Here is a 23,357-nt window from a genome sequence, read left to right as displayed (position 1 = left end):
AACATTATCCTACATTTGTATACAAATAAAACAGACCTCCATTGATAACCTCAATCTTCACCTTCGTCTCATACTGTTCCTCCATCGCTTTCTTCTCACTCTCATAGCATTCTGGACGGTCCGCTTCCTCAATATCTCTGTAAAAATACTCCAACACAAGCAAGTCCTTTCGAAGTCTTTCCTTTGCTTCCTCCGCCCATGTATGGTCATCATGCAAAATTTGGTTCTCAATGACAGCATCCAGTCGTTCAAGTGCACGTATCGGTTTGATAATATAAGGTACGTGGAAAGTGTTCGGCGCAATCCTGCTCCCCAAATTCAAAAGACAGATTGACTCCTGGAAACCGTTTAGAATGGCGCCCGTTAGTAGATTGATGCCTAACGAATAAAGAATCTCCTTCGTTCGATCACTGGAATACGTAATTTTATAATTGACTCCAACCCACGGCGTCAAAATCGTTTGCTCTCCACTTGGATTTGCAGGTTCTTCATACATTTGCACAAATGAGCCAAGCTCTTTCGTCACTTTAAATAATTGGTTAAGGCGGGGCGAACCGTAATGCACGACCTCTCCAGCAATACCTTCCGTAAGTCGATTCTTATCGGTTATTAATGTCAGCTGCGCAGGCTTCGGCTCGTCTCCCGTGCTTTCGAGGTACTTCCAGTAAAATGGCCGGTTCATAATTCGTTTATCCATTTCAATCGTCAATTGCACATTGATGAAATTGTCACTTTCCCGAATGATTTCGCAATTATTCTCCTTGAAAAACTGCCTTATATATTGATGAATCTGTTGTGGGTACATACACTACCTCCTTGGGCTATATAGACATTTTAAATGTCAGAATATCATCCAACTCGCCCACCACTTTTTCAAAGACGCCAATTTTCACATTCAGTAACTCTAATATATGGTCTTCAATTGTATGTTTAATGGCCAAATTGTATATATTAACATCATGCTCTTGACCTAACCTGTGTACACGTCCGATCCGTTGCTCAAGCTTCATCGGATTCCACGGCAAATCATAATTGATGACATGATGGCAAAATTGAAGGTTTATCCCCTCGCTGCCAGATTCTGTAGCGATCAGCACTTGGGCTTTCTCTTTAAATAATTGCTTCATCCACTCACGTTTACTTTTGCTGAATTTCCCATTGAACGGGACACTGATGATCCCTTTTTCATATAGAAAATTTTGCAAGAATGCTTGGCTTGCGCGGTATTCCGTAAAGATAATGACTTTCTCACCATTAGCTTCTTTGATAATTTCATAAGCCTTTTCCGCTTTTGTATTCGTATCGAGTTGAGAAATTTTTACTATGATCTCATCCGTGAATGAAACTTCTTCGGGGTTAGTACATTTTTTCCGCATTTCGTTCAAAGTTAGGTAAGCCGCATGTTTACTGCTGCATATTTCTTTTTGCAATGTAATCATTGAAAACGCACCGGAAAAAACGGGAGATACATGCTTCAATTCCGAGATCATATCATACACTTCTTTTTCCTTTTCACTGAACTCAAGAGGGATAATTTGAACACGGCGGTTCGTCCACTCGATTCCCGTTTCATGCCGCGAATTCCTGACCATCACTTGATTGATCAATTCTTTTAAAAACTCATCTTCTTCAACGTTATGTTTACTCGCGGAGAATACTGATTGGAAAGTCTCAAAGTTGCCGAGATGCCCGGGTTTTAATAAAGAAATTAAATTAAACAGCTCAAACACATCGTTTTGAATTGGTGTCGCAGTTAATAATAAGCAAAATTTCTTTTTAAGATTTTGTACGAACTCATAGTTTTTCGTCTTAGGGTTTTTTAATTTATGTGCCTCATCGATGATGATCAAATCATAATCCTGATTGTAAATATTTTCTCTATGGGGGCTTCTTTTCGCCATGTCCATACTGCAGACAACAATATCACAATAACTCATATCGTATTTTTTATTGTATTGCACGACAGGAATATGGAATTTTTGGTTCAGTTCTTCAATCCATTGATTAATAAGAGATGCAGGGACAAGAATAAGCGCTTTTTTAACAAGGCCCCTGATCAAGTATTCTTTTAAGATTAGGCCTGCTTGAATGGTTTTTCCGAGACCAACCTCATCAGCTAATATCGCTTTCCCATTCATCCTCTCAATAACCGTTTGTGCCGCCTCCACTTGGTGAGGATAAGGCTTAAGCCCGGGTAAAAAATTTGGTGCTTGAAGTCCGTTGAAATCTTTGATCAGCCTAACTTTTTCCACCTCATAGCACATCTTATATAACGTCCAATTATCCCAAACCTGCCGGTTCTCTAATCGTTCCTCAAAGCCCTCTTTCCATTCGGACGATCTTTCAATTTTCATAAACATCCCCTCATCCGATATTTTCTTGTTAGAATGTCCAGAAATGAAGTTACTATGTGTTTGTGCCATCAAAAAAGCCCTCTTCCACTTACGAAGAGAGCTTCATTTCATTTTATTCCGCATCCAAAGTCAATAACGCAACGCATTCCACATGTACAGTGTTCGGGAATAAGTCAACCGGCTGCACTTTTTGAAGTTTATAGCCGAACGGCACTAATTCCGCAATGTCTGTTGCAAATGTATCCGGGTTGCATGATACATATACGATTCGTTTCGGTTGGGATCGGCCGATTCGACGCATCACTTTGCCGCCAGCACCGCAACGTGGCGGGTCGACTAATAATATGTCTGCCAAGCCCCAGCTTTCATGAATCTCGTCAATTCCTTTTCGTGCGTCGCGAGCAAGGAATGTTGTGTTATGCAAATCGTTATCCAAAGCATTCCGTTTTGCAGATTCAATCGATTTTTCAACAATCTCGATGCCTGCCAATTCTTTAACGCGAGCAGCAAACGGCAAGGAGAACGTTCCCACACCACAAAATAGATCGATCATTTTTTCATCTTCCTGCGGCTTGCCCATTTCCAGTGCAAGGTCGACAAGCTTCTGCGCTTGAACAGGGTTCGTCTGGAAGAATGTGTCGAACCATAGGCGGTAACGATATCCTCCTAATTCATCATAGATGAAATCTCGACCTGCCAACACAAAGGTATCTTCAGATTGTGTGCGGTCCGCCAAATCTGTATTTACATGCCAGAGCAAGCTTTTCACATTCGGAAACTTATCAGTAATCCGGTCAATCAAATTTTCAACTGCTGACGCTATGTCACCAGTCGGAGCTTCTGTCGCAAACAATGAAAGCATGATTTCTCCTGTTTCAAATGATTCACGGACCATCAAGTGACGAAGTAGCCCTTCATGAGTGTCTTTATTATAGCCTGTAAGGCCGAACCCTTTCACCCATTCACTAACTTCCATCGTCGCATCGACCATGTTGCGGCCAGCGATCAGACATGTTTCAAGAGGAATAATTTTACGGAAATTCCCTTGTTCATGCAATCCAAGATTGCCTTCAGGTGAAAACGTGAATTCCATTTTGTTTCGGTAATGCCATTGGTCGTCCATGCCAATTGTGTCCTCTACAAGCCCCGGATTCATCCCTACGCTTTGCAAAGCTTCTTTCACATGATTCGTCTTATGCTTCAGCTGTCCCTCGTAGCTCCAGTGCTGCCAGACACAGCCTCCGCAAAGCTCGAAATGTGGGCAAGGCGCCTCTACTCGGTCCGGGTTTGCGACCAATATTTCTTCTGGCAAAGTCTTCGTCCATCTCATAGACGGATCATCTACAACAACTTGCACGGTTTCCCCCGGCAATGACTGCGGAATGATGAGCTTCAACTTTCTCAGGTTGCCCTTTTCATTCTCTCGCCAAATTGCAGCCTGGCCATTTCCTTTAGCGTCCAAACGGTGGATTTCAGCAACCATTTTCTCTCCTACTATAACGGTCAAGTGATGATTCTCCTTTCAAAATTTCCTTTATCTATTAAAAGGCCGCCAATTTACGGCTTGTCTACTTCTGCTTCAAAAAGTGACATACTGCCCTATTATAACGGAATTCGCTTGGATTCACCAGGTTCTGAATTAATACCGAATTGAACAATTCGGGGCATATACATATGTATAATAAGGTTCTAAATCAAATGTTGGGGTGATGTGATTTGCACATCACCCTTTAACTTTCTTTAACTTAAATTTTGCTATGAATAATGTTGATTTGCACTACAGGCGGACGCTTTCCGCCGGCATGGCTTCAGCCGCTTCCCTCGCTTCGCTCAGTCCAGGGTCTTCAGCTCATGCTATTCCGGCAGGAGTCGCCGCCTTTCGCTCCAATCAACGAAACTCTTTTATACCAATTTTGTTATAAGAAAATCCTCCTTATCCTAAATGAACTCCAATTTCTTTATATCGAATGTTTAATAAGATCTTTGCTTTAAAGTGATCAAAACGCCTAAAACCATAGGCATTGCGCTTCATCACTTTTGTTTTATTGTTAATGCCCTCAAGGAAACCGTTGGAATACTTAAATCCAAAACTATTCAAAATCTCTACTTGCCAGTTTTTGAACGTTTGAATAGCTCTTGAAAAAGCTGGGATACCGGCTTTCTCTACCTTACGGTAAAAGGCTTCTAGTCGGTTTTTCACTTCTACCAAATTCTCTGCATTCTTTGCCCAATCAAACCACTCACAGTACGCCTCTTTCAGTTCGTATGCCTTCTTCAATTCATCAGACATGCCTAGATATCGATCTAAATACCAACGGTTTTTTTCCGTTAATTTCTCGATACGTTTATATAACACATGCCGCATCCTTTTACATTTCTTGCGGTCATACGCATGCCATTCTTTCTGCACTTTCCGCCGAACTTCATCAAGCGCCCAGTAGATATAGCGACAAAAATGAAAACGGTCTGCGACAATAACTGGGCGACCCAAAGCCTTTTTTACGGCTGCCTTAAAGCTTGGATTCATATCCATAACCACTAACTCAACGTCAGTCCCGTATTGGCATAGATAATCCTTGATCGTTTCTTTCCTTCGGTTCGGTAAGATATCAAGGGGTTCGTGTGTTTCTGCATCCGCAATAATCAGTTGGTACGTACCGGCATCTGTATCGCCCTTGTATTCATCAATCGCAATGGCCTTTGGTAATCGGACACCACTTTTCATCTGCTTTTTCGCCACTTCCTTGAACCGGCGGATTACTGTCGAGCTAGAGGTACCAAGTACTTCTCCTGCTTCTTTGAATGTTTTCGACTTGACTGATCGGACTTGTACAACTTGATTCCACTCTTTCGTATAGCGTTGATACTTATCCACGAAGGGGGATGTCTCTGAGAAGCGCTTTCCGCATGAACAGGCATACCTACGACGTTTATAAAAAAGAACTGTTAAACGTTCAAACCACTTGAGGTGCTTGATCTTCTGAATGCGATAATCATGAATCTTAGTTGTCATCGCCCCACATGCTGGGCATTTGTGGGGCTTCCTTGGAAGCGAAACATGAAGTGCAGTCCGCTCTCCAACCTCTTCTATCTTTTCAATGTTTACATCTTTTAATCCTGGAATATTCATGTTAGAATTCATGTGCACGTATCACCTTTCGTTTACTTGTTTCTCGACAATTCAAGTATAAAAGAAATGGTGATTTACGTGCATTTTTTTATTGAATTTGTACGAACACCCCAACAAATATTATAGAACCTATAATAAAAACCCCCGGTTGAATTTTTGCAACCGAGGGTGTGATAAAGATTTTATATAATTAAGAATGCACGACGCCTTCTCTTTTCATTTCTGTCATTTTATAAGGATCCAATAACTGATTCAATTCATCAGCAGTAAGAACCTTGTATTGCAGGCAAAGTTCCTTGAGCGGAACACCTGTTTCAAATGATTCTCTTGCGATTTTTGAAGACATTTCATAGCCGATGTATGGAGTAATCGCCGTGATCGTACCGATGCTTCTTTCCACATATTCTTGCATTTGTTCAACGTTTGCAGTAATGCCGCTAATGCAGTATTTGCGGAACACTTCGATACCATTGTTCAGGATAGTCAATGATTGTAGTAAGTTATAGACTAATACAGGCTCCATAACGTTCAATTCGAATTGGCCCGCTTCAGATGCCATACTAATTGTATGATCGTTACCGATGACTTGGAATGATATTTGGTTCATCACTTCAGCCATGACCGGATTCACTTTTCCTGGCATGATCGATGATCCCGGTTGTCTTGCTGGAAGATTGAGTTCATTCAATCCAGCTCTCGGACCAGATGCCATCAGACGTAAATCATTTGCCATTTTTGAAAGGTTGATCGCACAGATTTTCAGAGCGGAAGACAATTCCGTGTATGTATCTGTGTTCTGTGTGGAATCAATTAAGTTATTAGCTGACTCTAATGGCATGCCGCTGATTTCACAGAGGTGCTCGACCGCTGTTTCGATGTATCGCGCATTTGCGTTAAGGCCTGTCCCGATTGCCGTCGCGCCCATGTTAATCTCAGAAAGATGGATCCTTGTTCTTCCGATACGTTCGATATCGCGTTCAATAACACTTCTGTAAGCGCTGAATTCTTGTCCAAGTCTGATTGGAACAGCGTCCTGGAGGTGGGTTCTTCCCATTTTGATAACTCCATCGAATTCCTGTTCCTTTACTTGCAGCTCAGTCGTGAACTTTTCCATTGTTTCTAACAACTGATTAACCAATTGTTGAGTCGCAATTTTAATAGCAGTCGGGAAAGCATCATTTGTAGACTGGGACATATTGATGTGGTTATTCGGGCTAATGAAACCATAGTCGCCTTTTTCACGACCCATAATTTCAAGCGCACGGTTCGCAATAACTTCGTTCGCATTCATGTTGAATGAAGTTCCTGCACCGCCTTGAATTGGATCGACGATGAAATGGTCGGATAAAGTCCCTGCAATCACTTCATCTGAAGCTTCGACAATTGCAAGACCAATGTCCTTTGGTAGATCATTCACAAGAACGTTCGAAATAGCTGCGGCTTTTTTGACAATACCGATCGCGCGAATCAACTCCGGATGCATACGCTCCTTTGTTATTGGAAAGTTTTCTGTCGCTCGTATCGTTTGAATTCCATAATATGCATGTCCTGGAACCTCTTTCTCCCCTAAGAAATCTCTTTCGATCCTACCAGTTTGAAATGTCATTTTTACCTTTTCCTCTCTATTCGTACATCGCCAAAAGGCGTTCAATGTAATATGCCCGAGCAACTAATTTTCACGCCCGGTTCCATATACATCGTACGCCTTTTACAAGAAGAATGCTATCGTTTTTTAAACAATTGTGAAGTTTTATTGATTAAGAATACGATTACGTTTGTCGTTTATTATTTCCCTTATCCATACTCTCTATTTTTTTAGTTAATTGATCAATTTGTTTTTGCATTGATTCAATTTGACTTGATTGATCTTGAGTACCCTGTTGGTTGGGTTTTTCTAACTGTTGCAGTGCAATTCCTGCTCCAACAGTTTGAAGAGCATCGCCTAATGTGGAGAGAAGTGTGCCTATAAATGTGATCCTTGCAATATAGAGCTCTGTTGATTTGTCATCATCGCCTCGGGAATTTTCATCATAATTCATTACTACACGCCCTTTATCGCGTTCTTTCTATTTTAATAGATTGTACGGTCCCAAAAGCGCTGTTCTGTGATAGCTTGAATGAAATCATTCGGGAAATCGGTTCCCGAGTTTGAGGCGATTACGATGCCAGGTCCTATTTTCGCTTTGGAATTGTTGAAAATGGTTTCCCCTGTCGAAGCAACACCAATCGGTTTGTAATGACGATACGCTTCATTGATGAATTCTTCAATATCGTTATTGAATTTCGCTTGATTCTCCGCTTTTCCTCCAACTACATATAATGAATCGTAAAGGACAGGCGAAGTAGTTAGGAACGTTTTATTTAATACGACTTTCACTCCATCGGCACCCATGAGGCTGCCTAATTGCTCACCAACAATGTCGACTGCGACGCCATTCTGGAATAATGTATTGACGACTGCCTTCACTTCATTACCGTTGAAACCGCTGCCAATTAAAACTCCGACTCTGAGTGTGTATGGATATTTTGGCGTATTTGATTGGCTGAGGGCTGGTGATGAAGCTGTTACATTTACTTGTTGACCATTCGGGCGGTTAACACCGACCGCATCAGCAATCGCCGTTGCCAATCCAACATCCACATTGACAAACATATCGACAACTTGCTGCCTGACATCAGCCGAATTCACTTTCCCGACTTCGAAAATGAAAGCATCGGTAATATGTTCCTTTTCCGGTTTCGTCATGCTGTTCCAAAAAAGTCTGGCTTGCGAAAAATGGTCTAGGAAAGAATCACTTCTCTCTCGAATGACGCGTCCCTCAACCTTCTCGGCGTAATGGACATATCCCCCTTCTTTCCAACTGGAAGTAGACGGAGTATTCCCGGCGAGTGAATTTTTATGGTAGGCGACCTGCCCGACATCGATTCGCTGGCGGCTAAACCCATCTCGTTGATTATTATGGAAAGGACAGACTGGGCGGTTAATTGGAATTTCGGTGAAATTTGGTCCACCAAGACGAAGAAGTTGGGTATCCAAATATGAAAAAAGTCTTCCTTGTAGAAGCGGATCGTTCGTGAAATCGATGCCCGGCACGATATTGCCAAGATGCATTGCGACTTGTTCTGTTTCTGCAAATACATTTGATACATTCTGATTTAATGTGATTTTGCCGAACATCTGGACAGGCACTAATTCCTCTGGCCAAATCTTCGTTGCATCCAAAATATCAAAGTCAAACATGAACTCGTCTTCTTCATCGATCATTTGTACACCGATTCCATACTCAACGATATTGCCATGCTCTATGTTTTCCCAAAGGTCACGTCTATGGAAATCCGGATCCTTTCCGGCAATCTTTTGGGCTTCATCCCAGACGAGCGAATGGACGCCAAGAAATGGCTTGATGTGAAATTTTATGAATTTCGCTTTCCCATCCTCATTGACAAAGCGGAATGTATGGACACCAAAACCTTGCATCATCCTGAAACTTCTTGGGATAGCCCGATCTGACATTAGCCACATAATCATATGGGCCGACTCTTGATTATTTGCGACAAAATCCCAGAATGTATCATGGGCGGATGAAGCTTGCGGAATTTCATTATGCGGTTCAGGCTTGATGGCGTGCACCATATCAGGGAACTTTATGGCGTCTTGTATGAAAAAGATAGGTATATTATTTCCGACGAGATCGAAGTTTCCTTCTTCGGTATAAAACTTGATAGCAAACCCGCGTACGTCCCTTACCGTATCGGCGGAACCTTTACTGCCGACAACGGTTGAGAAACGGATGAATAGTGGAGTTTTGGAACCTACATCCTGAAGGAATTTCGCCCTTGTAAATTCTTTCATGGATTTTAATAACTCAAATTCGCCGTGTGCAGCAAACCCCCTCGCATGGACAACCCTTTCTGGAATCCGCTCATGGTCGAAATGCGTGATCTTCTCACGAAGATGGAAATCTTCTAACAATGTCGGCCCGCGCACACCCGCCTTCAATGAATTTTCATCATCAGAAACTTTCAGCCCTTGGTTTGTCGTCATTTTCTTTCCATAGTTATTGACTCGGAACTGTTCAAGTTGCGCTTCCTTTGGATTTTTATTATTCTCCATGAAATCCCCTTTTCACTAATTTTAGGCACTATCTATATATATGAATAGCGATGGGCATTAGTGATGATTACCAGCCCTCTATTCTACGGAGTGAACTTTTCGGTGGGTACGTGCCCAAGATTAATGTTCATGATTATCTTCCTGCTCTTTCAAGATGTTAAGGAGATTGAAACTATCTGTTGTGGAGTTCTGACATTCTTTTAGTGTGTAAATATATAACTGCTGCCCTACCTCTCTTACAAGCTCGTTACATGACAGTCTAACATTATTCGGGCTGTCCCCCCGGTTCTTATTTTTTGATTGATCGATTTCCAAATGGAATACAGTCCCATCGAAGGTTAGATTGTACAAAGTCGGATTTCCATCTATTGCATAGTTCGTAATTCGGACATCTGCTATATTCCCTTCCTTGACGACATCAAGAAATTCCTCGAATCGTGCAAAATTGTAAATTGGCCCATGCATATTGATGACATCCCCATTTTTTACCGCTTTTTCACTATCATACGAATCGGCAGATAAGAGGCTGCTCATTAACATTAAAAGAAGATACATTATTTTTTGCATTTCATCCCCCCTGGACATACTGCATGCCTCGCCTTCAAGATATGCGTAAACCGGCTTTCTTAGCACACCCCCCGGGACAATCGCATAGTTTATGGATATGATGATTATTCATAAAGGAGGATTTGTTTTTGAGTAAGGAGCATGTGGATTTCAAAGATCCAAAATTGCATTACGCCTTCGATTTGGCACAAAGTCGTTTTTTCACTAAAAATGACGATAACTATATAAATGTTTTAGGTAATGAACAAATGAAAACGCTTGGCGACACTTTATTACTTGATGTGTTTTTAAGTGCTGAAAATGGTGTTGAGCCTCATTATCATTTCAATGCATCCGAAGTGATTTACTGTATTACTGGGGAAACAATTGTTTCGATGATTAATCCAACAACAAAAGAATTGAAGAGTTACAGAATCCGTCCTCAGCAAGTTGTAAATATCCCGCAAGGATGGTGGCATTTTTTTACGGCAAGCGTTGATGACACACATGTCCTTACCATTTATGACACACATAAGCTTGAAACTGTCTGGGGATCTGACATCCTTCGTTTGACGCCGCCTCAAGAATTCGCCAATGCTTACTGCCTGGATGAAAGGCAGATTCAACAAGCACTTTCGCCCATCAAAGATACTGTCATTATTGGACCACCGAAAGATTGCAATAAACTCGGGGATGCCAATGGGAATCAAGAACACACTTACCCACCAAGCTATCCATCCTATCCCCCTACCTATTACCCAGCCCGTTATCCACAAACACCGTTTTACAGAAGATGATTTATAGTGTTTTGCAGAATGAAAAAAGAGCCGAAATGGCTCTTTTTTATTTGTAGATATACATTTTATTCCATCACTATACAATAATTACGCAACTTATTTACTCACGCATACTATAATCCACTTCAATCCGCTCTTTCCAGTTTACTGCAATTTCATTATGCGCCCGCAACGAACTGATCGTTTCGCTGATTACTTCATAATTCAACAGAGTTCCATCACTGTCCGCATGATAATTAGTTGCCCTGTCTTCGTTGATTCCATAGAGATTTGCAGTTGCAATGGCATCGATGTTCGCACCAAGAAATAGAAACTCCCAACCATGCTTAGTCTTATGATGCTTAATTAAGTTGCGAACCTTTTCATAGTTGAATTCCCTACTCGCATTTTCCATTCCATCTGTAGTTATAACAAACATTACATGTTCGGCGCGTCCCTCTTCTGCAGTACGCTTTTGCGCATTGCTTGTTTTAAGGATTGTTTTTCCCACCGCGTCTAAAAGCGCAGTTGTCCCCCTCACAAAATACTCATTCTCCGTGATTGGTTCAATGCCCCGAAGGTTAATACGATCATGCAGCAATTCATAATCATCGTCAAAAAGGACTGTCGTGATTACAGCTTCACCAGGTTCTTTTTTCTGTCTCTCCAACATCGCATTATAGCCGCCGATTGTGTCGCTTTCCAATCCGCTCATCGAGCCACTTCTATCGAGAATAAATACCAGTTCCGTTAATCCCTTTTTCATGTCATTATCCTCCCAAACCATTGGTATACGGTAAGGATAACATTTAGGATTAGCCTTAATGTCGCCTACCAAGCGACAAATATCTATACTCCTAACAGATTTTGATCGAAAGCGAATAATGCTTCATTAATTTTAAATAGATCATAGTTTTCTTCAGTGATAAAGTACTCGATGATCAGATCGAACTTACTGCTTGGTGAAAGAGCAAATCCCGCCTTCAGCAATAAATCTTTCGTTTCGTCCAAATTTAATTGCAAGGCAAGTGCCAACGCTATGGCAGTTGGTTTGCTTGGTCGGTAATCGATATCTTTGCGGATCTTCGAAAAATGTTTCCGATCCACATTCGCCCGTTTATAGGTTTCCGCATCCGTCATCCCTTTTTCATCGATCCAACGGAGCAAACGCTGGGAAAATGTTTCATCCAATTGCATCACAACATCACTTAGGCTTCGACTACTCTCCCGAATTGGTGCTTCCATTTTTTGAAAATCATATTCACTTTCAATCTCATGAAAGATAAATTCTTCGACAAGGTTATCATCGATGTATTGCGAGATCAATTTCATGAGTTTCTCTGACAGTGGCATGTGTTATCTCCCTTCTTTTATATTTACCTTACCTCTTTTACCTTTGAGTCTATCAGAAAATTTGATTGTATTGCTTAAAAATCCAATTTATACTGATGTTAGTAAGAATATACTCATTAATTTGATAAATGGCAGGTAAGTAGATAGAAATATTTCAAGTAGAGGTGGAGTTAGTTTGAGGAAAAAGCATTTCTTTTTACTATTGTTTTTTCTATTTCTTTTTATGAATACAGCAACGAGTTTCGCTGCAGGTAGTTCTGCTTGGGAAGGAATCATTGGCGGTTATCCAATTGGAAATTCTGGTGAACAAAGAAATACGTGTTTTAAAACTAACAATACAAAAATACATATTGTTAATGTAGCGGTTACGACCTTATGGGCAACCCCAAATGCAACACGAACGGTAGATCATCCTTCCATTTCCACTCCTGTCGATTTATCTGCTTGGACAAAGGATATGAATCACCAACAGAAGCTTTGGCTACTTGGAAAAATTGATACGCAAGCATTATACGGACAAGAAGTCATGATTTTGGAAAGTAAGGGCGATTGGTATAAGATCGCGATTATCGATCAATCAAGTCCTAAAAACAGCAACGGGTATCCTAACTGGGTGCCAAAATCCCATATCGCAGAAACCTATTTAAACTACGAGGGATGTGATATTGCAATAGTAACCGCGAACAAAGCGAATCTATATAATTCCACTTCCAGCAATTCGAAGTTCTTAGAGGTAAGTTTCAATACGATCTTACCAGTTCGTAAAGTAGATAAAAACTGGATTCAAGTTCAAACACCGCAAAATGGAATAAAATATGTTCAAAAGCAATATGTTAATGTCTTTTCTGATTATGAAAGTATATCCAATCCGACACGACAGGATTTAGTCGAAACAGGAAAAAGATTCTTGGGGCTGCCCTATTTATGGGCCGGGACTTCGGCATATGGATTTGATTGCTCCGGCTTCACGTATAGTGTCTATAAACAACACGGCATTTTAATTCCAAGAGATTCTTCCGTTCAAGCAAAGCATGGAGTCGTTGTTTCCAAAAACAATTTACAGGCTGGTGATTTAGTATTCTTTGCCTATGATAAAGGTAAAGGTGCTGTTCACCATGTTGCTATGTATATTGGGAATGGGCAAATGATTCACGCCCCTAACTATTCAAGGGCTTTGGAAATTATTTCGATGAACGCTGAACCTTATAAATCTGAGTATGCCGGAGCGAGAAGGTACTTGAAATAAGTGGTATCTGCAGGGCATAAAACGAAACTAATACCATATTTGAGCCGTATAATTACAGAACTGAAAATTCTAAACCGGGAGTGAGATGATAATGAAAAAGAATTCTCATCGCAAGACGGGGTTGGTTCTGTTTTTATTGATAATCGGCCTTTTATTTGCAAGTTGTTCAAAATCCGATGAGCAGGAAAGTATCAAGGAAAATATCAAAACGGTGGTCGGACTACAATTGAATGCGCCAGATGAAAATGCGATTTTCCATAATTACATATCGGATAGTTTAGAGGAAGATGAGAAAGGATTTGAGGAGTACAACAACTATTTGAAGGAAACATACGCAGCTTATTTTACTGAAAGCACTTTTATGCAATACGTGATGATGAATGAATTTGCCATATTCCATGATTCAGCCGATAAGTTCAATTATCAATTGAAGGTGAACAATGTCGAAGTAGAGCAAAACGAAGTGACTCCGACGAATTATGATTTCACTGTCAATTTAGATTATCTAAATAAAAATGGGAATAAAACAGAAATAGAGTTAACAGGCATCGCGATTATGCGCGACGACAAAATCGCTAAGTTATCATATATTGGAGACAAAAAAGTGTTGAAAAGCTTGCTTAATGGAGGACTGGATTAATATCCCGTGAGATAAACGAGCGCTCGCAGACGAGCGCTTGATTTATCTCCTGATGTGTAATGCCTTTACACAGCAATTATGTCCATTCTATCTATCAGCGAATACTATCAATAAAATGCTTCAAAATTCGCGCCGTCATTCCCCAAATCGTATAGGTTTCATACTCGAAAAACCATTCTTCCACAGAGCGCGCCCTCCATTGATAGTTGGCCCCGTTCCGAATCTTATCGTACGGGAAATTTATACAAGGCGACATATCCACTTGAACCTCGTGCATATATGGCTCGTGCTCTAATAGCCATTGAAGCGGGACAGTAAACACCTCTTCAACCTCGTTTTTATTATAGAATTGAATGATTTTCTCATAGTCTACGATTCCGGCAAATGGATAGACGACAAATGATGGAGAAGCAATGTATGGACTTAATGGCGCTAACACTTTCACAGTATCCGGATTCACTCCAAGCTCTTCATGCGTTTCCCGTAAAGCTGCATATAGAGGAGATTCGTCGGTCGGGTCAATCCGGCCGCCCGGGAAGCAAATGTCGCCGGGTTGCGTTCTCATCATTGAGGAACGAACTTCGAACAACACAGACCACTCCCCTTCCACTTGAACAAGAGGAATCAATATGGCCGAACGGAAAGCAGTCTTCTCACCGATGAATAACTCTCCATTCGTAAGCAATCGTTCTTTCCATTTTTCCTGATCCATAAAATCATCCCACCTTTCACAACAATACTCAGCTGACTCTCTCTATTATATCAATAATTAGGATGTTTTCAGAAGAGGGGCAAGTAAATTAGGAAGGGAACTCGTTCCGGCGCGAAAGAATGTAGAAAGCCCACGCGAGAGTTCTCAGCGTGGACTCAGCTAACCTTCACCGTTCAATCCAAAATCTCCTCACAACATTTCCATGCGGTTCTGTAAAGCTTTCATCTTCCACTCCGCCGTTCTTTATAATGACAGCTGCCGAACCGATATTATCTTCATTGCAAGTGACCAATACTGAGCGGATTCCTAACTGATCCGTTATTTTCAATGCTTCGGAAAGAAGAAACGTCGCATACCCTTTTCGACGTTCAGATGGACGGATCCCAGCACCGATATGGCCATCTACATTGCGTAAATAATCACTCAGGAAATGCCGGATAGTAACTGCTCCTAAAATTCGATTGTTCTCGTCTATAAGGAAGTAATTCGAATTTGGCACCCTGTTGTTTTTCCCGGCTTCTTCTTCCTTCAACTCTTCAAGGTAATCTTCGTAAGGAAAATCCTTTTTCAACCGAAAACTACTTGGATTCACCTTGGCTTCATCCCATTCCTTCAAATAGGCAATATGTTCCGATTTCCATTTCAATGATGGCCTTTCAAGACGCATTCAAATCCCCCCACTCTAATGTACATTTTATCACGTAATCGACTACGATTTCTCAAAAGTGATAACATCCCAAATACAATTCGAATACCCTAAAGGAGATGAACAGTAAGGAGAGAAGTGGATTGCAAATTCATGTTGTTAAACAAGGGAACTCTGTATGGGGTATTTCCCATCAGTACGGCGTTACAATGGATCAGATAATCGAAGCTAACCAATTGGAAAACCCGAATGCTTTGGTGGTTGGTCAAGCTCTTGTCATCCCGACCGTTTCCCAATCAACCGTTCCGAAGCCGGTCATTGATGTGAATGCCTATACAATCAATACTGGAGAAACAGGCGCTCGGGAAATTCAGGAAGTTGGCCAGTACCTCACCTATTGGATGCCATTTGTTTATAGTGTGAAAGAGGATGGCACCTTATCTACTCTCGATGATACAGAAATGCTAAAATCCGCTTTTGCGGAACGAGTTGTACCTATAATGGCGATAACAAATTTCAGTGCTACAGCTGCCGGATCCGACACTGCGCATACTATACTTTCAAGTAGTGAACTTCAAGAAAAAGTCATTACAAATGTGCTCGCTGTCATGAAAGAAAAAGGTTATCAGGGGTTAAATATTGATTTTGAAAATGTGTACCCTGCAGACCGGGAGCATTACAATCAGTTTTTGCAACTTGCGGTCGACCGGTTACATCCGGAAGGATACTCTGTATCTTCAGCGCTTGCCCCCAAAACAAGTAGTGAACAAAAAGGATTACTCTATGAGGCGCATGACTATGAAGCGCATGGTAGGATTGTCGACTTTGTTGTGTTGATGACCTATGAATGGGGCTATCGAAAAGGACCTGCTCAAGCAATTTCTCCACTCAATGAAATAAAAAAGGTGCTTGACTACGCTGTTACAGTTATTCCAAGAGACAAGATTCTGTTCGGCTTTCAAATTTATGCACGGGACTGGATTCTTCCTTTCGTCCAAGGGTCTGAAGCCGAAACATTCAGCTCACAGGAAGCGGTCCGTAGGGCCATTCAACACCAAGTTGCCATTCAATATGATCAAACTGCTCAAGCCCCGTTTTTCCGTTACGTCGATTCGCAGGGACGCACCCACGAAGTCTGGTTTGAAGATGCCCGCAGTGCACAAGCGAAATTCGATATGGTAAAAGCCTATAAACTTCGGGGCATCAGTTATTGGGTGCTTGGATATCCTTTCCCTCAAAACTGGCTATTACTTGGAGATAATTTCACGATACGGAAAAGAGTGGAGTGAATTGAAAAACAGTAGGAGATTCAGTGTCGTACTGAACTTTCTACTGTTTTTTTACACTCATTTTATTTTCAATAAATCAAAAGGTGTTATGATTCCAATCAATTCCTCTTCGGGTTTAGCATTTTCGGTAATGAGTAATGCCTCCAAACGAGTACCCCTTGTAATCGCACGTTTGAAATAGTCATCGGCCTCATACACAGAAAGGTCTTTTTCGACAAATTCAAACGACTCTTTCCGCTTTCCATAATTGTAAACATCAGATAGTGTCGGTATTTCCCGGGGAATGGAATCTTCTGTCGATTGACCGGCCAACCAATATGTAATTCCCACGGCTGTTATCAAACCTTTAAGTTCCCAATCAATTTCATAAATTAGTTAATATGCTTTAGTGCCTCACGACGGCTTAATGGCTTTAATGTAGTCTCCCCTACAAATCGCTTAACAACTTCGGGATCCGTTTTAGCATACTCCCGCAAAGCCCAGCCAATCGCCTTTTGTATGAAAAACTCATTCGAATCGGCATGCTGCTGAACAATGTGGAACAACAAGTCGATATCGGTTTGATCCTTAAACTTTAACTGATGAAGAATCGCAGAACGGTTTGTCCACATATTATCCGAATTCGACCAGTCAAGCATAACCTTTTCGCCATAATTTCTATCAAGTTTAACGAGCTGTCCAACGAAAGTCGGCGCTACCGAATCCACACTATCCCACCAGGACTTTGTTTCAATAAACTGACGTAGTACTGGAAAATCCTCCGTCGTCAAATGCTTTTTCATCTTATCTATCAGCGCGATTGCTGCATATTGATATTCACGCTCCGGCAACTCGTATAGCTTCCAAGCCTCTGAAAAAAGTGCAGCAGGCTCGGGCAATTCATATTCAAGGAATTGTTCCCGCAGCAACGACTTGCGCAAAGGGCTTTTGATCCCCAAAAACGGGAAATGGTTCTTCATATATGCTTTCATCGGACCTGCTTGCTCCTCATTCCTGTTCGCTTGGAATTTCTCAATGATTCCTTGATGATTCCATGCCTTTTTCACCGTCAATACCTCCACTTCCTTTAGATATCCGCCTTCAGTGACCATGTTTATCCCACACTTTTCAATAGTGAGGCTCCCCCTCTATATTATTTATAATGGGGACGCCTCAAACAAATTATTCAACTACATATTTTCTAAATCTCATATAACATAACACAATTGCTATAACACCAATCGCACCTAAAACCATCAACCCGTTGCCCACTTTTATTGCCTCGTTGAAATTAACGACTGCAAATTCCCGATTTACGACTCTATGAATATCTACATACGTGAATGGATTGAAGGGCGCCTTTGGCAAAATAGTCATCCCGAAGAACGTACCAATAAGCAATATCGCTGCGTTGACCGTCGGATTTTAAAAAAATAGCGAAAGGAGGTAATAAATCGAAAACATGAAAACAATCAAAACTACCGTTAAAAGCAGAACTGTACTGAAATACTCCCCTAAAGTAATAAAATGAAATTCATCCGTCCATTCATTTAAAATGGTCGATTCAAATCCAAACGGGCTTTCAATCGGACCATCATAAACCAATACCGGATATTGCAAACTCCCAACACCCGATGTGAACAAACTTGAGATCAATGGCACGCACAGAATAAATACAACAAAAACCACCGTGAACACTAGTCCGCTGAAATATTTTGAGAAAAAGAGCTGTCCTCTTTTTAAAGGAAGAACCGCATACAAATTCAAGCCTCTTTTTTTCTTCGTCGCTTCGGAGGAAACGTTATTTCCAAAGACAAAGCAGCCAATTAGAATAATGAACGGGATAATGAAGGCGGGGATAATTTGATATAAAAAGTAGAACCCCTGCTTCCCGTAGCGTTTCGTACCCAATTCCCACATTTCCAATACCTTGCCGTCATGGTTATCGTAGGCGGTTGGATGATAAGGGGCATAGTAATCCCACTGCACGAAAGGTTCAACCCCTATTTCCGCCACAAGCCTTCTCTCTTCCGCGGATGCCCTTACCGTAAACATCGAAACGTGTTGATCCATAATCGAGTGCACAGGAAAGTTCTGGCTCTTAGAGGTTACCGCAAAGTAATTCAACTGTTCATACTGCTTTTCCGAAATTGCTGCCCAATTACCATCTATAATGTTGTTCCATTGAAACTTTTTTTCTTCAAGCATTTTTTCATAGATACTAATCCCACGCTCTAAATCAAGAACCTTTGCGCTATCTCCGGCCTTCTTTGCCTCTTCAAGAGCTATCCGATCCTTTGCAAGTTTTTCAGGAAAATCGATTTGACTTGTTTCCAAATCTAGCATTCGAGTCTTATGGACTCGTTCTGCTACAGAATAATTAAAGAAATAAAACACCGCCATCGCCACGACCGATAGTATGATCGCAACCCAAATCGATTTCTTCTTGAGCATCTTTTTACATTCAAAAAGAAAGTACTTCATGTCACATCCCCCGCTTTCGGTTGACCATTATTGTAGCCACTAACAATGCCAACAGTGCCACACCTAAGACTGCTATACCTGCTGGGAAATAGTGTGGTGTTTGCAAAATGGCTTGGTCTACCATTTGATACGTGAATGGATTAAACATATTTTGAACCCCATAACTGGTAAGCAGCCACCCACCAGCCATGATAAAAAGCAAAGCAGAAAACGTGACGATTGTATTACGGAATGCATACGCTAAAAACAGAAGCAATCCTACAGAAAACGTCATAAAGCTGAAGCTATACAAGACAGCATCTATTAAATACTTTCCTGAACTAATAAACGTATCTTGGTTCGTATAAATCGGATATTGAAAAATGTTCCCTTCCGAGCGGCCTATTAGTTCACCTAATAGATAAGAACTTCCGAAAATCAGCGCAAGCCAAAGTACTCCCCCAGAAACGATCGTAATGAATTTGATGAACATATACTCTATTCTTGTCATTGGTAATGTCAACACTTGCCGGATCGTATTATCATCAAATTCCTTTGTCACAATAAGGCCTAAAACGAATAGCAGCATGACAAAACCTACAGGATTCATGACTAACGAAACGACTTTCTTCATGAAGATTGAGGTCTGGATGGATAGATCAAAATCTTCCTTTGGTAAATTTCTCTTCAGTAATTCCTCATTTAGCTTAGTGATTAGCTCCATATCAATTAAACTTACTCCGAAATATGCACCATCATAAACGATGTACTGTATGGCGGTATCATATACATCAATTTCCGTCTGCAACTCAGCCCGCCAGTCGCCGCTTTGAATGGTGCCGATCAATTGTTGTAACTTAGCGGAAAGTTCCGCACCAAAATGCAATTGCCCACTAAGCCCCATGGATGGTCTTCTTTTCTGTTCTTCCTCCGCCTGAAGAAGCTGGCGGCTAACATTTTTACGTAGTTCCGTAAAATGCTCGGTCTTTTTTACTTTAATTTGATCCTGTGACATATGGTTATAGAAATACAAACCGAAAACAAAGACGAACGTGAGCTGTAAAAAAATCAGAAACACTTTAAGACGAGTGATTTTTTTCCACTCAAATAAGACCTTGTTCATGAGCTAACTCCTGAAAAGATCTCTTTGTACAACTTTTCCGATCCCGTTATTTCTTTTTGTATATCTAAAATTTGAATTTCTCCACCTTTAATGAGGTCAATTACTTTATCTAATTGGTCATTCCCCAATTGAATTCGGGTCTTATCGGAAGCAATTTCCACATCATACCCACGCTCTTTCAAGATACGATGAGCAAGCTCATTATTAGAAAGCGCAAATTCATAGTACGTATTTTCAAATTTATTCATATCGACTTCAGTCAGTTTGCCGTCCTTTAGGAATAAAATCTGTTTTGTCACACGGTCAATTTCCGATAGATTATGTGATGATAAAAGGATGGTCGTCCCTTTCTCTGCAAGCTCCAATAGAATTCCCCGCATTAAAATGGCGCTCGTCGGATCCAAACCATTTAACGGTTCATCTAACAGCAAAAGTTTCGGCTCATTAATAAGTGCCATCGCTAACAGCAAATGCTGTTTCATCCCAAGAGAATAGTTGCCGACCGTCTTCTTGAGATAGCCTTCCATGCCAACATACTCCGTCACTTCATTGACCCTCTTTTTTGGGATTTTCTGCACATCACAAATGTATTTCAGATGATCATAGCCTGTTAAATAATCAAATAGGACCGTATTATCCTGAAGAAACGCAACTTCCTTAAAAACAGACGGGTCCTTATTTGACTTCCCCATTAAATCGACACTCCCGGATGTGGCTGGAAGAATATTCGTGACAACATTAAGGAACGTCGTTTTCCCAACCCCATTCGGACCAACCAACGCCCAAATCCCAGGTGCATCAATCGTAAGACTGATATTATCAAGTACTTGGTGACTCTTATAAACTTTCGATAGATCGTGAACAGCTAAAATAGCCATTGTCCTCCCCCTCCCTATACCTTACCCATATGTTACCATACCATTTTGAAAATTCGGATGTTAAAAAGGAATTGTAAAGGTACCTGTGCGTTACACATTTATGACAATTCACGAAAATGTATAATAAAACATTCATCAAGAACCACCTGTTGATTTGACAGTGTTTCATTTTCTTTTTTATGCAATTGTAGTGCATTATTGGAATAGTTTCTCACACAGGTACCTTTACAACTCCGCACAGGCACCTTAACTTCCGCATGAATAAAATAGGATGATAGGAGATGAGTGCATGAAGAAAGCAATGGGGAAATGGGAGCAAAGTTTATTATTGCGACAAGATTCATTAGTTGCAAAACATATTCCAGAAACGGTTCTATACAGCGAGAATAGTTTGGATGATTTATTGAACCGCTATCAGGCAGTCTATGTTAAACATGATACGACGGGCCAGGGGAGGGCAATTTTGAAAATCCACAAAAATGATGGCGGGAAGTTCTACGTAAATGGATTTACAATTCAGGGAACACCCGTACAAAAGTACGTATCCGGAATGAATGAAATTCAGCAGCTTCTTCATCCATTTTTAAAGTTAAATAGATTAAGCGGTCTTTATATCATTCAAGAAAAGATTCAAAGCATCACCGAAGATGGATTACCTTTTGTGATTCGGGTTCATACCCAAAAACTAAATAGCAACTGGTTGATTGGCGGAATGTATGCAGCCATTTCAACAGGTACAGAAACAGAAAGCGGGATTGTAAATTCCCATAGGGGCGCTCAAGTAATTCCCATTTCCGACGTATTAGCACAAACGAGATTTAGTGACAATCAAGAGAATATCGTAAAGAAAATCGAAGAAATTGCAATCGCAGCTGCGAAGGTAATCCATTCCGCTTTGCCTTGTAGAGATTATGGAATGGACTTTGGTGTCGATCAAAATGGAACACCGATTTTATTTGAAGTGAATACGACACCAAGCATCCGGTCATTCGCGAAAATAGAGAATAAGGAAATTTGGAGACGAATTATGGAAATACGTAAATTGCAAAGTGAATAAGGATTGGACGAGTTAGAGAAATCAACGGATTAAATGTCTTAGCACCCGGCTTAAGGGACAACCTGCCCTGTCAATATACTAAATCCCTACATATGTTAATAAAGGTACTCGTACATCAATTAAAGGAAATCAAGGTAGGGATAGAATTGAAGAAAACGACTAAATTAAAGAATTTACTGAACTCACAACAACTTGAATTTTTAATGGAAGCTCACAATGGTTTATCTGCAAAAATCGTTGAGGAAGCAGGTTTTAAAGGAATCTGGGCTAGTGGACTTTCGATATCGGCGTCCATGGGGCTACGTGATAATAATGAAGCTTCATGGACACAGGTAGTCGATATTCTTGAGTTCATGAGCGATGCTACGACAATCCCAATACTTGTAGATGGAGATACAGGATATGGAAATTTCAACAACGCTAGAAGGTTGGTTAAAAAACTAGAGCAAATCGGTATCGCCGGTGTATGCATAGAAGATAAACTATTTCCTAAAACAAACTCTTTTATTAACGGAACGGCTCAGCCCCTCGCCCCAATTGAAGAGTTTTGCGGAAAAATAAAAGCTATGAAAGATACGCAAATGGATGATGATTTTATAGTTGTTGCAAGGGTTGAAGCTTTTATTGCAGGATGGGGAATAAAAGAAGTCCTTGCTCGTGCAGAGGCATACCGACAAGCTGGTGCCGATGCGATTCTTATCCACAGTAAAAATTCCGATTTCGAACAAATAGCAGACTTTATGAAAGAGTGGAACAGGAGACATCCAGTATTGATCGTTCCAACAATGTATTATTCGACACCAACTTCTGAATTCGTAAAATCAGGAGTAAACGCGGTAATTTGGGCTAACCATAATTTAAGAGCATCGATTACGGCTATGCAAAACGTTTCAAAGCAAATCCAAAAAGATGGGAGTCTACATCAAGTTGAGAATTCAATCGCTAATGTAAATGAAATTTTTAGACTCCAAAACGCAAAGGAACTTCAAATTGCGGAGATGAAATATTTACCATTGACTAACCCATCACCCCCGGAGACGGAGTGATTTAT

At 40.8% G+C, this 23,357-nt stretch carries 24 protein-coding genes; 6 read left to right on the top strand and 18 right to left on the bottom strand.

Annotation, left to right across the window (positions count from 1 at the left end):
• Window positions 1-4: 4 nt before the first annotated feature.
• From P5G49_RS13550 to P5G49_RS13515, 8 genes are all read right to left on the bottom strand, one after another.
• A complete protein-coding gene (locus P5G49_RS13550) occupies window positions 5-805 on the bottom strand; it encodes a YqhG family protein (protein ID WP_301244590.1) in 801 nt (266 codons plus the stop codon).
• A 16-nt stretch (window positions 806-821) separates the two neighbouring features.
• Window positions 822-2,360 carry a DEAD/DEAH box helicase gene (locus P5G49_RS13545; protein ID WP_435877219.1) on the bottom strand — a complete coding sequence of 513 codons (1,539 nt, stop codon included), beginning with the start codon at window positions 2,358-2,360 and terminating at the stop codon, window positions 822-824.
• A 106-nt stretch (window positions 2,361-2,466) separates the two neighbouring features.
• Window positions 2,467-3,837 carry a 23S rRNA (uracil(1939)-C(5))-methyltransferase RlmD gene (rlmD, locus tag P5G49_RS13540; RefSeq protein ID WP_435877218.1) on the bottom strand — a complete coding sequence of 457 codons (1,371 nt, stop codon included), beginning with the start codon at window positions 3,835-3,837 and terminating at the stop codon, window positions 2,467-2,469.
• A gap of 450 nt (window positions 3,838-4,287) precedes the next feature.
• Window positions 4,288-5,502, bottom strand: coding sequence for an ISL3 family transposase (locus P5G49_RS13535; protein ID WP_301244587.1), 1,215 nt, complete (start codon window positions 5,500-5,502; stop codon window positions 4,288-4,290).
• Between the two features lie 172 nt (window positions 5,503-5,674).
• Complete coding sequence (aspA, locus tag P5G49_RS13530; RefSeq protein WP_301244586.1) at window positions 5,675-7,090, bottom strand: aspartate ammonia-lyase; 1,416 nt, start codon at window positions 7,088-7,090, stop codon at window positions 5,675-5,677.
• Between the two features lie 163 nt (window positions 7,091-7,253).
• Entirely contained in the window at window positions 7,254-7,523 is a 270-nt protein-coding gene (locus tag P5G49_RS13525; protein ID WP_301244584.1) for a translation initiation factor 2, read from the bottom strand.
• 32 nt (window positions 7,524-7,555) lie between these two features.
• Window positions 7,556-9,598, bottom strand: a complete 2,043-nt coding sequence (locus P5G49_RS13520) for a catalase (RefSeq protein WP_301244583.1) — start codon at window positions 9,596-9,598, stop codon at window positions 7,556-7,558.
• A 120-nt stretch (window positions 9,599-9,718) separates the two neighbouring features.
• Window positions 9,719-10,165 (bottom strand): DUF4362 domain-containing protein, encoded by a 447-nt coding sequence (locus P5G49_RS13515; RefSeq protein WP_301244582.1) that lies wholly within the window; start codon window positions 10,163-10,165, stop codon window positions 9,719-9,721.
• A gap of 128 nt (window positions 10,166-10,293) precedes the next feature.
• Between P5G49_RS13515 and P5G49_RS13510 the strand changes: the two genes are divergently transcribed.
• Window positions 10,294-10,941, top strand: coding sequence for a cupin domain-containing protein (locus P5G49_RS13510; protein WP_301244580.1), 648 nt, complete (start codon window positions 10,294-10,296; stop codon window positions 10,939-10,941).
• Between the two features lie 100 nt (window positions 10,942-11,041).
• Here P5G49_RS13510 and P5G49_RS13505 read toward each other — a convergent pair whose 3' ends face one another.
• Window positions 11,042-11,686, bottom strand: a complete 645-nt coding sequence (locus P5G49_RS13505) for a vWA domain-containing protein (protein WP_301244579.1) — start codon at window positions 11,684-11,686, stop codon at window positions 11,042-11,044.
• 83 nt (window positions 11,687-11,769) lie between these two features.
• Window positions 11,770-12,273 (bottom strand): hypothetical protein, encoded by a 504-nt coding sequence (locus P5G49_RS13500; RefSeq protein WP_301244578.1) that lies wholly within the window; start codon window positions 12,271-12,273, stop codon window positions 11,770-11,772.
• Between the two features lie 175 nt (window positions 12,274-12,448).
• On the opposite strand from P5G49_RS13500, the gene P5G49_RS13495 reads away from it, so the two are divergent.
• Window positions 12,449-13,519 carry a C40 family peptidase gene (locus P5G49_RS13495; RefSeq protein ID WP_301244577.1) on the top strand — a complete coding sequence of 357 codons (1,071 nt, stop codon included), beginning with the start codon at window positions 12,449-12,451 and terminating at the stop codon, window positions 13,517-13,519.
• Between the two features lie 91 nt (window positions 13,520-13,610).
• Window positions 13,611-14,159 (top strand): hypothetical protein, encoded by a 549-nt coding sequence (locus tag P5G49_RS13490; RefSeq protein ID WP_301244576.1) that lies wholly within the window; start codon window positions 13,611-13,613, stop codon window positions 14,157-14,159.
• 94 nt (window positions 14,160-14,253) lie between these two features.
• Here the strand turns inward: P5G49_RS13490 and P5G49_RS13485 are convergent, their stop codons facing one another.
• Both P5G49_RS13485 and P5G49_RS13480 read right to left on the bottom strand, forming a co-directional pair.
• Window positions 14,254-14,871, bottom strand: coding sequence for an NUDIX hydrolase (locus P5G49_RS13485; RefSeq protein ID WP_301244574.1), 618 nt, complete (start codon window positions 14,869-14,871; stop codon window positions 14,254-14,256).
• A gap of 166 nt (window positions 14,872-15,037) precedes the next feature.
• Window positions 15,038-15,538: a GNAT family N-acetyltransferase gene (locus tag P5G49_RS13480; protein WP_301244572.1), complete on the bottom strand. Its 501-nt coding sequence runs from the start codon at window positions 15,536-15,538 to the stop codon at window positions 15,038-15,040.
• Between the two features lie 122 nt (window positions 15,539-15,660).
• Between P5G49_RS13480 and P5G49_RS13475 the strand changes: the two genes are divergently transcribed.
• Window positions 15,661-16,806 carry a glycosyl hydrolase family 18 protein gene (locus P5G49_RS13475; protein ID WP_301244570.1) on the top strand — a complete coding sequence of 382 codons (1,146 nt, stop codon included), beginning with the start codon at window positions 15,661-15,663 and terminating at the stop codon, window positions 16,804-16,806.
• 57 nt (window positions 16,807-16,863) lie between these two features.
• Here the strand turns inward: P5G49_RS13475 and P5G49_RS13470 are convergent, their stop codons facing one another.
• From P5G49_RS13470 to P5G49_RS13445, 6 genes are all read right to left on the bottom strand, one after another.
• Window positions 16,864-17,148 carry a hypothetical protein gene (locus P5G49_RS13470; protein ID WP_301244568.1) on the bottom strand — a complete coding sequence of 95 codons (285 nt, stop codon included), beginning with the start codon at window positions 17,146-17,148 and terminating at the stop codon, window positions 16,864-16,866.
• Window positions 17,149-17,177: 29 nt separating this feature from the next.
• Entirely contained in the window at window positions 17,178-17,852 is a 675-nt protein-coding gene (locus P5G49_RS13465) for a DNA alkylation repair protein (RefSeq protein ID WP_301244566.1), read from the bottom strand.
• A 115-nt stretch (window positions 17,853-17,967) separates the two neighbouring features.
• Complete coding sequence (locus P5G49_RS13460; protein ID WP_301244564.1) at window positions 17,968-18,153, bottom strand: hypothetical protein; 186 nt, start codon at window positions 18,151-18,153, stop codon at window positions 17,968-17,970.
• 57 nt (window positions 18,154-18,210) lie between these two features.
• A complete protein-coding gene (locus tag P5G49_RS13455) occupies window positions 18,211-19,269 on the bottom strand; it encodes an ABC transporter permease (protein WP_301244562.1) in 1,059 nt (352 codons plus the stop codon).
• A gap of 1 nt (window position 19,270) precedes the next feature.
• On the bottom strand, window positions 19,271-20,371 hold the full coding sequence (locus tag P5G49_RS13450) for an ABC transporter permease subunit (protein WP_301244560.1): 1,101 nt from the start codon (window positions 20,369-20,371) through the stop codon (window positions 19,271-19,273).
• Window positions 20,368-21,249: an ABC transporter ATP-binding protein gene (locus tag P5G49_RS13445; protein WP_301244558.1), complete on the bottom strand. Its 882-nt coding sequence runs from the start codon at window positions 21,247-21,249 to the stop codon at window positions 20,368-20,370. Before P5G49_RS13445 ends, P5G49_RS13450 begins: the two co-directional genes overlap by 4 nt.
• A gap of 289 nt (window positions 21,250-21,538) precedes the next feature.
• Here P5G49_RS13445 and P5G49_RS13440 point away from each other — a divergent pair, with 289 nt between their 5' ends.
• Both P5G49_RS13440 and aepX read left to right on the top strand, forming a co-directional pair.
• The gene (locus P5G49_RS13440; RefSeq protein ID WP_301244556.1) at window positions 21,539-22,306 is read left to right on the top strand and encodes a YheC/YheD family protein; all 768 of its coding nucleotides are present in this window, start codon (window positions 21,539-21,541) and stop codon (window positions 22,304-22,306) included.
• A gap of 146 nt (window positions 22,307-22,452) precedes the next feature.
• A complete protein-coding gene (gene aepX, locus P5G49_RS13435; RefSeq protein WP_301244554.1) occupies window positions 22,453-23,352 on the top strand; it encodes a phosphoenolpyruvate mutase in 900 nt (299 codons plus the stop codon).
• The last annotated feature ends 5 nt before the right edge of the window (window positions 23,353-23,357 follow it).

It is taken from the genome of Sporosarcina highlanderae, assembly GCF_030433715.1.
Taxonomy (GTDB): domain Bacteria; phylum Bacillota; class Bacilli; order Bacillales_A; family Planococcaceae; genus Sporosarcina; species Sporosarcina highlanderae.
This window is presented reverse-complemented; position numbering and strand designations above follow the sequence as displayed.